At 59.8% G+C, this 12,569-nt stretch carries 13 protein-coding genes; 9 read left to right on the top strand and 4 right to left on the bottom strand.

Features of this window, described 5'->3' with window-relative positions:
• Positions 1-16 precede the first annotated feature (16 nt).
• Entirely contained in the window at positions 17-472 is a 456-nt protein-coding gene (locus ACTRWK_RS10805; RefSeq protein WP_168592105.1) for a type II toxin-antitoxin system RatA family toxin, read from the bottom strand.
• A gap of 67 nt (positions 473-539) precedes the next feature.
• Here ACTRWK_RS10805 and hpt point away from each other — a divergent pair, with 67 nt between their 5' ends.
• On the top strand, positions 540-1,076 hold the full coding sequence (gene hpt / locus ACTRWK_RS10800; protein ID WP_005853480.1) for a hypoxanthine phosphoribosyltransferase: 537 nt from the start codon (positions 540-542) through the stop codon (positions 1,074-1,076).
• Positions 1,073-1,246: a hypothetical protein gene (locus tag ACTRWK_RS10795; protein WP_005853479.1), complete on the top strand. Its 174-nt coding sequence runs from the start codon at positions 1,073-1,075 to the stop codon at positions 1,244-1,246. The genes hpt and ACTRWK_RS10795 overlap by 4 nt, the downstream gene beginning before the upstream one ends.
• A 138-nt stretch (positions 1,247-1,384) precedes the next feature.
• Here ACTRWK_RS10795 and lipA read toward each other — a convergent pair whose 3' ends face one another.
• A complete protein-coding gene (gene lipA, locus ACTRWK_RS10790; RefSeq protein WP_005853478.1) occupies positions 1,385-2,332 on the bottom strand; it encodes a lipoyl synthase in 948 nt (315 codons plus the stop codon).
• 114 nt (positions 2,333-2,446) lie between these two features.
• Positions 2,447-3,541, bottom strand: a complete 1,095-nt coding sequence (locus ACTRWK_RS10785) for a DUF6456 domain-containing protein (protein WP_289081115.1) — start codon at positions 3,539-3,541, stop codon at positions 2,447-2,449.
• Positions 3,542-3,784: 243 nt separating this feature from the next.
• Between ACTRWK_RS10785 and ACTRWK_RS10780 the strand changes: the two genes are divergently transcribed.
• Positions 3,785-4,084 (top strand): DUF6477 family protein, encoded by a 300-nt coding sequence (locus tag ACTRWK_RS10780; protein ID WP_289081116.1) that lies wholly within the window; start codon positions 3,785-3,787, stop codon positions 4,082-4,084.
• Here the strand turns inward: ACTRWK_RS10780 and ACTRWK_RS10775 are convergent.
• A complete protein-coding gene (locus ACTRWK_RS10775; protein WP_005853475.1) occupies positions 4,077-5,615 on the bottom strand; it encodes a trimethylamine methyltransferase family protein in 1,539 nt (512 codons plus the stop codon). The genes ACTRWK_RS10780 and ACTRWK_RS10775 overlap by 8 nt on opposite strands.
• Before the next feature lie 200 nt (positions 5,616-5,815).
• Between ACTRWK_RS10775 and guaA the strand changes: the two genes are divergently transcribed.
• The 6 genes from guaA to ACTRWK_RS10745 all read left to right on the top strand — a co-directional run bounded on the left by guaA (position 5,816) and on the right by ACTRWK_RS10745 (position 12,568).
• Complete coding sequence (gene guaA, locus ACTRWK_RS10770) at positions 5,816-7,378, top strand: glutamine-hydrolyzing GMP synthase (RefSeq protein WP_005853474.1); 1,563 nt, start codon at positions 5,816-5,818, stop codon at positions 7,376-7,378.
• A gap of 103 nt (positions 7,379-7,481) precedes the next feature.
• Entirely contained in the window at positions 7,482-8,315 is an 834-nt protein-coding gene (locus ACTRWK_RS10765) for a DMT family transporter (RefSeq protein WP_037944247.1), read from the top strand.
• Positions 8,316-8,458: 143 nt separating this feature from the next.
• Entirely contained in the window at positions 8,459-9,574 is a 1,116-nt protein-coding gene (locus ACTRWK_RS10760) for an OmpP1/FadL family transporter (RefSeq protein ID WP_289081117.1), read from the top strand.
• Between the two features lie 159 nt (positions 9,575-9,733).
• Positions 9,734-10,588 (top strand): ATPase, encoded by an 855-nt coding sequence (locus tag ACTRWK_RS10755; protein ID WP_289081118.1) that lies wholly within the window; start codon positions 9,734-9,736, stop codon positions 10,586-10,588.
• An 83-nt stretch (positions 10,589-10,671) separates the two neighbouring features.
• Positions 10,672-11,604: a homoserine O-acetyltransferase MetA gene (gene metA, locus ACTRWK_RS10750; RefSeq protein WP_005853468.1), complete on the top strand. Its 933-nt coding sequence runs from the start codon at positions 10,672-10,674 to the stop codon at positions 11,602-11,604.
• Position 11,605: 1 nt separating this feature from the next.
• The gene (locus tag ACTRWK_RS10745) at positions 11,606-12,568 is read left to right on the top strand and encodes an alpha/beta fold hydrolase (RefSeq protein WP_289081119.1); all 963 of its coding nucleotides are present in this window, start codon (positions 11,606-11,608) and stop codon (positions 12,566-12,568) included.
• Position 12,569 lies beyond the last annotated feature (1 nt).

Below are 12,569 nucleotides of genomic sequence, written 5' to 3'. Positions count from 1 at the left end.
TTGTCTCGGGTTATTCTTACACGCTCGCCCCATAGAGGGCGGCCGCGCGTTTTTCAAAGGCCCGTACCACCCGCTGCATCGCCTCGTTAAAGACGACGCCGATGATCTTTTGCAAAATCGCGTTCTTGAATTCGAAATCGACGAAGAAATGCACCTTGCAGCTGCCGTCGCCATTGTCCTCGAAGGCCCAGTTCGATTTCATGTATTTGAACGGGCCATCCAGATATTCGGTGTCGATCTTCTTGGCCTCTGGCCACAACACCACGCGGCTGGTGAACCGTTCGCGAAACACCTTGAAACTGATGACAAGATCGGCGTCCATCACCTCGTGATCCCCCTTATCCTCACGGCTTTTGATCCGCGCGGCGGCGGTCCAGGGCAGAAAATCTGGGTATGACGCCACATCGGCCACTAGATCATACATCTGCTGGGCGGTGTAGGGCAGTTCGCGGGTCTCTGAATGGGTAGGCATTGATTTCCATCTGTCATGAAGTTAGCCCTTATGAAATCCTATCTCCCCCTTTTTCAAGGTAAAACCCATGACGACGCGACCTTATGTCATCGATGAAATGATCTCGGCCAAGGCAATCGCCGCGCGGATCGAAACCCTTTGCCGCGAAATCCAAAGCGAATTCGCCGGTACCGAAAAGCTGACAGTGGTGGGGCTGCTGCGCGGATCTTTCGTGTTTATCGCCGATCTGGTGCGCGAACTTGATCTCCCGATCGAGGTCGATTTCCTCGAGGCCTCCAGCTATGGCGATGGCATGGAAAGCAGCAGAGAAGTACGTATCCTCAAAGACTTGCGCGGCGCAATCGAAGGGCGCGATGTGTTGGTTGTCGAAGATATCGTCGATACGGGCCACACCCTGCATCACGTGCGCAACCTACTGATGTCGCGCGAACCCGCACGGCTGAAAACCATCGCCCTGCTCGACAAACCCAGCCGCCGCGAGGTGGACATGAAGGCCGATTGGATCGGCTTTGAAATTCCCGATGAATTTGTTGTGGGCTACGGCATCGATTTCGCACAGCGCGACCGCAACCAGCCCTTTATCGGCAAGGTCCGTTTTACATGAACGTCGCTTGGCTGATGCGGATGAAACGGTGGGTGCAGCACCCGCCCTCGGCGGGCCGCGTCAAATTCGTCTTTGCTGTGGTCCTGGCCGGCGCGCTGATCTTTGCCGCAGAATACTTTGGCTACTGGCCCGAATGGGCCACGACCCAACGGATCAAAAACCCGTTCTAACCTTTCCAAATGGATGTAAATCCCGGGGAGTTTGAGGGGCAGCGCCCCTCATTATATCGCGTGAGTTTGAGGGGCAGCGCCCCTCAATGTACTGCGCGAGCTTGAGGGGCGGCACCCCTCAAACTCAATGCAATGCAGTTACCCCAGCTTGGCCAACCGCGCCGCCTGCAGTCGCGCAAAGTCATCCCCTGCGTGGTAGCTCGACCGCGTCAGGGGCGTCGCAGAGACCATCAAGAACCCCTTGCCATAGGCCGATTTTTCATAGGCGGCGAATTCATCGGGGTGCACAAAGCGGTCCACCGCGTGGTGCTTTGGTGTCGGCTGCAGATATTGCCCGATGGTCAGAAAATCGATATCCGCCGCGCGCATGTCTTCCATGACCTGCATAACCGACTGACGATCCTCGCCCAGACCGACCATGATGCCGGATTTGGTAAACATCGTCGGGTCAAGCTCTTTGACCCGCTGCAACAGACGCAGCGAATGGAAATACCGCGCCCCGGGGCGGACCTCGGGGTAGAGGCCGGGCACTGTTTCCAGATTGTGGTTAAACACATCCGGGCGCGCCTCGACCACGGTTTCCAGCACTTTGGGATCACAGCGGATGAAATCGGGGGTCAGGATCTCGATCGTGGTGCCCGGGGACCGTTTGCGCACGGCGCGGATGGTCTGGGCAAAATGTTCTGCCCCGCCGTCTTCGATGTCGTCGCGGTCCACGCTGGTGATCACCACGTGGTTCAGCCCCAGTTTGGACACAGCATCGGCCACACGCCCGGGTTCAAAGATGTCCAGCGCTTCTGGTGGGCGCCCTGTTGCGATGTTGCAGAAGGTACAGGCGCGGGTGCAGACCTCGCCCATGATCATCATGGTGGCATGGCCCTGCGACCAGCATTCGCCCACATTCGGGCAGCCCGCTTCTTCGCAGACAGTCACCAGCTTGTTCTCGCGCATGATCTTTGCGGTATCCGCATAGCCTTTGCCACCCGGCGCCTTCACCCGGATCCACGAAGGCTTTTTCGGCTGTGGATTGTCGGGGCGTCGGGCCTTTTCAGGGTGGCGCTGCTCGGGGATTTTCAGGTCTCGCATGATCAGGCTCCGTTTGGAATACGCCCCTTATGTAGTCGGTTCGCGCGGCGCATGAAAGAGGCAGTTGTCATCTGCGGGGCAGCCATGCGGTGCGCGCCGATCCGGATTCGCCGCCTAGCCGATCATCGCGCTCCCGGGGCCAAGCGTTTCCGCATAGTGTTTGCGCAAGCGCATCAGGGCGATACGCAGCACGATCTTTCCCGACCGCGCGGACCAGCCTAGGCGCTTTTCCGTGGTTTCCAACCCTTCCAGATAGCAGCAGCACCGTAGCACAATATCCGACAGACCCGGTCCCAGATCCGCCAGCGCCGATCCCACCCGTGCCCGGGCCGCAGAAGGCGCGCTGCCTTCAAAGCTGACGCTGTCGCCCTGCCCGCCCGGTGCCAGAAACCGGTCCCAGTTCTGCGTCACCGCCTCGCCCATTTGCGCCAGTTCAAAATCTTCGCGCAGGCGCTCTCCGGCTTGGACGAGACTGTCGGACAGAAATGGCGCGCCCTTTGCGTCGCGTCTGCGCGCGAGCGCGGCCAACGGGCTTTCTGCCAGAGTGTAGCGCAAGCGACGCGCTGTCTTCTGCCGCGCCCCCTTTGGCAGCGGCGGCGCAGGGGCAAAACTGGTTTGGGCTTCGGCAAAACCGTCCTGTGCGCCCTGACCCAGCATCTCTTCCAGCGCATGCCGTCCGGCCGCGGTGATGTGATAGCGCAGGATGCGCCCCTCGCCATCACTCGCGATCCAGCCGTTAAGCGCCATCGCCTGCGCGACACAGCGGTCGACCACGGCAGTCCGCGTCTGTGCGCCATCCGGACCACTGCGCACGACAACGGCTTTGTCCATCTCGGCTGCGACCGCCAGCAGCGCACCGGTTTCGCACAAGCGCCGCAAGATGCGCTGCGCCTCGCTGCTGAGAGTTTCATCATCGGGCATCATGGGGGGTGAGGTGTCATTCATCGCGGCGGGCTCCTGCATGGGGTGGGTTTCAAAACGGCTGACCTGCCCCAGCAGATCAAGGGCGTCGTCCACCAGCGGATCATCACGCCGCGTTTCCAGCCGCCGGATCTGGCGCAGGATGGTAGAGGCGTGACACTCAGCAGATCGCGCCAGCGCCCGGATCGGCTGGCCCATCTCCACATGCGACACATAATGCCGCGCGGCATCCGGCACCCATCCGGGCAATCCACGTCGGTCCGGCGGCGTATTCAAAACTTGGGTCATGCGGTCTCCTTTCTTCAGGCGGCGCGGTTATCCACAGCCTTATCCACAATACCAAAAGGTTAATTGGTTATGGATTTGTTAATATTTACCGATACAACCCATAATTGTTTCCAAACGGTAAACAGTCGTAACCGCGACGCACGCTGACCCAGCCACGCGAGCAACACCAGTGTCCTGCGTGAAATCCTGCCCGTGAGCGGCCATGCAATGGCATGCAGCCGCAGCCAGCAAGGATTTGATTTTATGCAAGATATTCTGACGCGTCTTCGCGGTATCCACCGTCCCGCCATATTGGTGCAGGCAGGCACCATCGGGGCCCGCAGTTATCGCCGCGGCCCGGCCCTGCGCCGGATACTGGGGAAAGCGACCCCGCCGCGCAGCACAATAGTGCTGGTGCAGCTGATCGATATAGAGGCAGACCTGAACGCCAGACGTAAAAAGACGGACGCAGGCTATAACCTGGTCCGTCATATAGAGGTGATGATCGCCATCATTGCCGAGGCCGCGATCTTGCGCGAAACCTTGCGAGATGCAGCTACATAAAGCTGTCAGGCTCCGCCGCCTTGCGTTCCGCGACAAAGGCATCAAGCGCCGCACGCGTCTCGGGGTCCATGGGCGGTTGCACGTAGTCGCCCAACAGCTTTTCGACCCGCGCCGCCGCCAGCGACTGGGTATCGCGCGCGCCCTCATCTGACCATGTTTCAAATGGCTTGTAGTCCAGCAGATCGGATTTCCAGAAGGCTTCCTTAAAGTTGGCCTGTGTGTGTGCGCATCCCAGATAATGCCCGCCGGGACCAACCTCGCGGATCGCATCCAGCGCTTGCGCGTTTTCGTCAATCTCTACACCGCGCGCCAAATGGTGCAACGCGCCCAGTTGATCGGCATCCATCACAAATTTCTCGAACGAGGCGACCAGCCCCCCTTCCAGCCAGCCACAGGCGTGGAGCATAAAGTTCACCCCCGACAAAAGCCCCATGTTCAGACTGTTCGCCGTCTCATAGGCTGCTTGCGCGTCGGGCAGTTTTGACCCGCAGAACGACCCCGAGGACCGGAATGGCAGGTTCATCCGCCGCGCCAATTGCCCCGCCCCATAGGTGATATGCGCGGCTTCCGGCGTGCCAAAGGTCGGCGCACCCGAGTTCATGTCGATCGAGGTCACAAAGGCCCCGAAAATCACCGGCGCGCCCTTACGGATCAGCTGGCTATAGGCGATGCCGGCCATGACCTCGGCCAGAACCTGCGTCAATGTCCCTGCCACGGATACCGGTGCCATCGCGCCGCCAACGATAAAGGGCGAAATGATCGACGCCTGATTGTTCTCGGCAAAGACCTTCAGCGCCCCCATCATCACATCATCAAACGTCATGGGTGAGTTGATGTTCACCAGCGACGTCATCACCGTGTTCTGGTCGACGAAATCCGCCCCGAACAGAATCTTGCACATGTCCACGGAATCCTGCGCGCGGCTCGGTTCCGTGACGGATCCCATGAAGGGTTTATCGCTTAGCGTCATATGCGCATGGAGCATGTCCAGATGGCGCTTGTTGACGGGCACGTCGGTGGGCTCACAGACGGTGCCGCCGGAATGGTGCAACCACTTGGACATATAGCCAAGCTTCACGAATTTGTTGAAATCGTCCATCGTGGCATAGCGACGGCCCCCGGCGGTGTCGCGCACGAAGGGCGGGCCATAGACCGGGGCCAACACCAGATTGCGCCCGCCGATCTCGACGTTGCGCGCGGGGTTACGCGCGTGCTGGGTGAACTGCGACGGCGCGGTCTTGCACAGCTCGCGTGCCAGCCCGCGGGGGATACGCACGCGGTCGCCGGTCACATCCGCCCCGGCCGCGCGCCACAGCGCCAGCGCCTCGGGATTGTCGGGAAAGTTCACGCCGATCTCTTCCAACACCGTATCGGCGTTATACTCGATGATCTGCAGCGCCTCTTCGGTCAGCACCTCGTAGTTGGGAATGTTGCGTTCGATGTATTTCGCTGTCTCGAAGGACACAGCCGAGCGTGCCGCCCGACGTGCCGCACCGCCACCACCGCGCCCGCGTCTTGCTGATTCCGCCATGAGGTCTTCCTTTCCGCCAAAACTGACGCCTAGCTACCCCATTCACGCAGCAGGCTTTACGCGGTTTACGGCCTTAGAGGTCAAAAACCGACATCATGATCCGCCGACCCCTTCATTTTGCCAAAATAAACTCCGGGGGTCTGGGGGCTGGCCCCCACTCCACTCTTGCCACGCAGGCCATCCGCCCATAATCAGTCTGCATGACAGATATCTCCCATGACCGCCTTCTCATCATCGACTTCGGCAGCCAGGTCACCCAGCTGATCGCCCGCCGTTTGCGTGAACTTAATGTGTTCTGCGAAATCCACCCGTTCAACACGGTGGATGATGCCTTTCTCAAGGATTTTGCGCCCAAGGCGGTGATCCTGTCGGGGGGGCCGTCCTCGGTCTTCGCCGAAGGTGCGCCCATGCCACCGCAATCGGTGTTCGAGCTTGGCGTACCGATCCTTGGCATCTGCTACGGCCAACAGGTCATGATGCATTGCCTGGGCGGCAAGGTTGAACGCGGTCACGGCACCGCTGAATTCGGACGCGCCTATGTGACCCCCTCCGAGGCCCGTCTTGAGCTGTTGGAAGGCTGGTTCCTCACCGAGAAAGAGCAAGTCTGGATGAGCCACGGCGATCACGTCAGCGCCATCGCGCCCGGTTTCGAAGTCTACGGGACCTCGCCTCACGCGCCTTTCGCGGTCACCGGCGATGTGTCGCGCAATTTCTATGCCGTGCAGTTCCACCCCGAAGTGCACCACACCCCCAATGGCGCGCGCCTGTACGAAAACTTTGTGCGTCTCGCGGGTTTCAAGGGCGACTGGACGATGAGCGCTTACCGCGACGAGGCCATCGCTGCGATCCGTGAACAGGTCGGTGATCAAAAGGTCATCTGCGGTCTGTCCGGCGGGGTCGATTCCTCGGTCGCGGCCGTGCTGATCCACGAAGCGATTGGTGACCAGCTCACTTGCGTCTTCGTCGACCACGGTCTGCTGCGCAAGGGCGAGGCCGAAGAGGTCGTCACCATGTTCCGTGACAACTACAACATGCCGCTGATCCACGCCGACGAACAGGAACTGTTCCTGGGCGAGCTGGATGGCGTGTCCGACCCCGAAACCAAGCGCAAGATCATCGGCAAACTGTTCATCGACGTGTTCCAGAAGCATGCCAAGGAAGTCGGCGATGCCACCTTCCTCGCACAGGGCACACTGTACCCCGATGTCATTGAATCGGTGTCCTTTTCCGGCGGGCCGTCGGTGACAATCAAATCGCATCATAATGTGGGCGGCTTGCCCGAAAAGATGGGCCTCAAGCTGGTCGAGCCGCTGCGCGAACTTTTCAAGGACGAGGTGCGCGAGCTTGGCCGCGAGCTGGGTTTGCCGCCGTCGTTTATCGGCCGCCATCCCTTCCCCGGCCCCGGCCTCGCAATCCGCTGCCCCGGCGAGATCACCCGCGAAAAGCTCGACATCCTGCGCGAGGCGGACGCGGTCTATATCGACCAGATCCGCAAGCACGGGCTTTACGATGAAATCTGGCAAGCCTTTGTGGCGATCCTGCCGGTCCGCACCGTGGGTGTGATGGGCGACGGGCGGACCTATGATTTTGCCTGTGCCCTGCGGGCCGTCACCTCGGTCGATGGGATGACGGCGGATTACTATCCGTTCACCCACGAATTCCTGGGCGAGACCGCAACGCGGATCATCAACGAGATTCCGGGCATCAACCGGGTGACCTACGACATCACGTCGAAACCTCCCGGCACGATTGAATGGGAATGATCTGAATGGCTGTGATCGGCCGCATGACAAAGATGCCTCCGGCGGGGATTTTTTTCCATTTGGAAGAGAGACCGTGACCCCGACGCTAAGAGCGGCTTTGTGGATGATGGGGTCGATCACGTCTTTCTCTGCGATGGCCGTCGCCGGGCGCGAGCTTGGCGGCAGCCTCGATACGTTCGAGATCATGATGTACCGGTCGCTGGTGGGCGTGATCGCTGTGTTTACGCTCGCGACCGTTTACGGGACCTGGGGGCAGATCAACCGGCGCGATTTCGGCACGCAGATCGGGCGCAATCTGGCGCATTTCACCGGACAGAATCTGTGGTTCTACGCGGTTACCGTGATCCCGCTCGCGCAGGTCTTTGCGCTTGAATTCACTTCTCCGCTTTGGGTGATTGTCCTGTCGCCGCTGATTTTGGGCGAACGGCTTACCAAGGTGCGGGCTTTGGCGGCGGTTCTTGGGTTTATCGGCATCCTTTGTGTTGCCCGTCCGACGATTGCCGGGCTGAATGCCGGCGTGATCACGGCGGCGTCCTCGGCGATCTTCTTTGCACTGACGATCATGCTGACCAAGCGGCTGACGCGCAGCCAGACGATCACCTGCATCCTGTTTTACCTGACCGTGACGCAACTGGTTTTTGGCGTGATCATGGCCGGTTACGACGGGGATATCGCGGTGCCCGAGGTGGCACAGATGCCGCTGTTGTTGCTGATCGGTGTCGCAGGGCTCATGGCGCATTTCTGTCTGACCAACGCCTTGTCCATTGCGCCTGCGACCGTGGTCGTTCCAATCGACTTTGTTCGACTGCCCCTGATCGCCGTCATCGGAATGCTGGTCTATGCCGAGGCCCTGGATATCTGGGTTTTCATCGGCGGCGCGATCATCTTCGCGGGCAATTACATGAACCTCTGGATCGAATCCCGCCGCGTTTCGTAACGAAACTGCAACAGTTCTGGCATAGGGGCGCAGACTTCCCCTTGGTCAAGAATTGACAGATTGACGCATGCTACCGTTCAGTTGCTGTATAAATTGTGGCTGCGTGTTGTGGCTGCATTGCTTCTGGGGAGGAGTATTTAGAGATGACGTATCGAGTAATCGCAATGGCGGCCCTGTTGGGCAGCGCATCCACGTTGCACGCGGGGGGGATCGACCGGTCGGGTCAGTCGATCACGGCCCTGTTCGAAAGCGGCCGGTATGCTGAGTTCAGCCTTGGGTCGGTGTCGCCGAATACATCGGGGGTGGGTGCAGGGCCTGCGTCCCCAGTCACGCCGACGCCAGGCGCAAACTCCGGCAACATGACGGATAATTTCTTTACCTTTGGTGCGGCGTACAAAGCTGACATCAACGATCAGCTGTCCTACGCGATTATCTATGACCAGCCCTTTGGTGCTGATGTGGAGTACCCTACGGGAACTGGGTATTTCGCCCAAGGGTCCACGGCCGAGTTCAACAGCCACGCGCTGACAGGCCTGTTGCGCTACAAGATGCCGAACAACTTCAGTGTGCATGGCGGTATTCGGGTGCAAACCATTGAAGCCAGCGCTGTCATCCCTTTCATCGCGAACTACAGCGTGGACGGAGACCGTGATACAGGCGTCGGGTATGTTGCCGGTGTCGCGTACGAAAAGCCTGAAATCGCGCTGCGCGTGTCTTTGACTTATAATTCCAAGATCAGCTACGATGTGCGCACATCCGAGAATTCGCTTATTGGATCCAATGTAACTGAAACAGAGGTAGAAACACCTCAGTCGGTTAACCTTGAATTCCAAACCGGCGTTGCAGCAGACACGCTTGTCTTCGGTGGTGTCCGTTGGGTTGACTGGTCATCATTCGAAATCGCGCCAAACGATTACTCAACCCTTACAGGCGGTGGAAAACTGCTGAGCTACGAAGACGACGTCTACACCTACTCCTTAGGTGTCGGTCGCCGACTGAGTGACACGTGGTCCGTTGCGGCGTCCGTCGGTTACGAGAAATCCAACGGTGGCTTTTCGAGCAACTTGGGACCGACTGACGGCAACAAGAGCCTTGCATTGGCAGCGACCTATACGCGCGACAGTATGAAAGTTACAACCGGCATCCGCTACATCAACATCGGTGACGCGGAGACGACACTCGGTGCCGGTCAGACCGCAGCGACATTCGAAGACAATGACGCTGTCGCGATCGGTGTGAAAGTCGGCTTCACCTTCTAAGCCCTACCACAGCAACGCTCTATCAGCCCGCCCCAGCAATGTGGCGGGCTTTTTCATGGGTGCGATGTCTGATGTCTCGTGGCCGAGGTCTCGCGTCTGGTGTCTGGGCACAGGCTAGGCTACTCATTGCGAAACAAGACGTTCCAAGGATGACGACCCATGCTTTACCCCTCTGCCGATGCGTGGCGTGCCGCGCCGCATAAACATGTGCTGGTCTTTGGCATGTCGGGTCTGGGCAAAACGCATATGGCGCATCTGCTGCGGCAATCTGGGGGGTGGTTCCACTACTCCATCGACTACCGGATCGGCACGCGATACTTGGGTGAAACCATCGCCGACAACGCCAAAGCCGAAGCGATGAAGGTGCCCTTCCTGCGGGATCTTCTGCTGAGCGATAGCATCTACATCGGGTCAAACATCACCTTTGATAATCTTTCGCCCGTGGCGACCTGGCTGGGCAAGCCCGGCGATGCGGCCAAGGGGGGATTGCCGATGGCGGAATATGCGTCCCGACAGGAAGCGTTCAAACAGGCAGAGATCGCGGCCCTGCGCGACACCGGCCATTTCGCCCGCCGTGCGCAGACGCTTTATGGGTATCCGCATTTCATCTGTGACACCGGCGGCTCGATCTGTGAATGGGTGGACCCCGATGACGACAATGATCCGCTGATGCAAACCCTGTCGGCGGAATGTCTGCCGGTCTGGATCAAGGGCGACGATGCCCACACCCAAGAGCTGATCCGCCGCTTTGACAAAGCCCCCAAGCCGATGGCCTACCAGCCCGAGTTCCTGCTGCGGGTGTGGCAAGAATATCTGAGCAAAAACAACTGCCAAGAGGATGATGTCGATCCGGATGCCTTTATCCGCTGGACCTACGCCCAAGCGCTTGCCCACCGACAGCCACGCTATGAGGCGATGTCGCGATGGGGGGTGACCGTGACCGCGGATCAGGTGGCCGGGCTCAAATCCGAGGCTGACTTCAACGACCTGATCGCGGGGACGTTAAGCGCGTGACCCTTGGCGCCCTCTGCGCGGGCGCTTATCTAAATCCGGCGCAGATGATGCAAGACCTGAGCCCCTAGACGTGGAATACTGACATGCCGATTAAACTGCCTTCCGACCTGCCTGCCTATGACGTGCTGACGCGCGAAGGTGTCATGGTGCTGGATGAGGAAATGGCGGCACGTCAGGACATCCGGCCTTTGCGCATTGCCTTGCTGAACCTGATGCCGAAAAAAATCCAGACAGAAAACCAGTTCGCGCGGCTGATCGGGGCCACGCCCTTGCAGATCGAATTCAGCCTGATCCGCATGTCCGACCACCAGTCGCGCAATACGGCCGCAGATCACCTTGAAAGCTTCTACCGCCCGTTCGAGGAAGTCACCCACGAGAAATTCGATGGGCTGATCATCACCGGCGCCCCGATAGAGCATCTGGACTTTGATGACGTCACCTATTGGGAAGAGCTTACCCGCGTCTTTGACTGGACCCAGACCAATGTCCATTCGACCTTCGGCGTGTGCTGGGGTGGCATGGCGATGATCAATTATTTCCACGGTATCAAAAAGCATCTGTTGGAGGAAAAGGCATTCGGCTGCTTCCGCCACAGCAACCTTGAACCGTCGTCGCCCTATCTGCGCGGGTTCTCGGATGATCTGGTGGTGCCGGTCAGCCGTTGGACCGAAATGCGCGCGGCAGAGGTCGACGCCGTGCCCAGCCTGACCACCTTGCTCGGCAGTAAGGAGGTCGGCCCCTGTCTGGTCGAGGATGCAGGGCATCGGGCGCTCTATATCTTCAATCACCTTGAATATGACCGCGACACATTGAAGGACGAATATGACCGCGATGTCGCCCAAGGCACGCCGATCAACGTGCCCTGCAACTATTACCCCGATGATGACCCCGCGCAGGTGCCGCTGAACCGTTGGCGTAGCCACGCGCATCTGCTCTACGGCAACTGGATCAACGAGATCTACCAGACCACCCACTACGATCTGAACGACATCGGTCGCAGCAATTTTGGGACGTAGCATGCTGTTGATCCTGACGCTGGTCGCCCTGGGCTTGGTGATCGTGGTTCACTGGCGGGCCAGCGCGCGTGAGGCTGCGGCCAACGCCGCCTATCCGCCGATTGGCGAGCTGATCGATATCGACGGCGTGAAGGTCCATGCCAAGGTGCAGGGCAGCGGGCCGGATCTGGTGCTGATCCACGGGGCTTCAGGGAATATGCGGGATTTCACCTTTGATATGGTGGACCAGCTTTCCGACCGCTACCGCGTTATCCTGTTCGACCGTCCTGGGCTCGGCTGGACCGACAACCTGCCCCAGCACGCGGGCGCATGGAATGCCACTGCGGCCACACCCCATGAACAGGCCGCGCTGTTGCAAAAGGCAGCGGACAGGCTTGGGGTGAGCAACCCGATCGTGCTGGGGCACAGCTACGGCGGCGCGGTGGCGCTGGCGTGGGGGCTGTCGCGGCCCGATGACACGGCGGCGCTGGTGCTCGTATCCGCCGTGTCCGAGCCGTGGGAAGGTGACCTTGGCTGGCAGTACAAGATCACCGGTTCGGCCTTTGGGTCGGGTATTGTGATCCCGCTGGTCACCGCCTTTGTGCCGCAGGGATTTGTACGCGCCAGCGTCGGCGCGATCTTTGCCCCGCAAGCCACGCCTGACGGCTATAGTGACCACATCGGCACCGGCCTGTCCCTGCGGCGGATGTCCATGCGCGCCAATGCGCAACAGGTGAACACGCTGCTGCCCGAGATCAAGAAGATGGTCCCGAAATATGATACGCTGACCATGCCGGTCGAGCTGATCCACGGCACCGCAGACACTATCGTCCCGCTGGATGTCCACGCGGCAATCGCAACGCCGCAACTGCCCGACGCGGTGCTGACCACCCTGCCCGGCATTGGCCATATGCCACAACATGTGACCCAACCCGACGTCATCGCCGTCATTGACCGCGCAGCGACACGTGCGGGTTTGCGCTAGG

The organism is Sulfitobacter sp. G5_S2_6_S6, assembly GCF_054968505.1.
The sequence above is the reverse complement of the archived record's forward strand: the minus strand, read 5'-3'. Positions and strand labels throughout refer to the sequence as shown.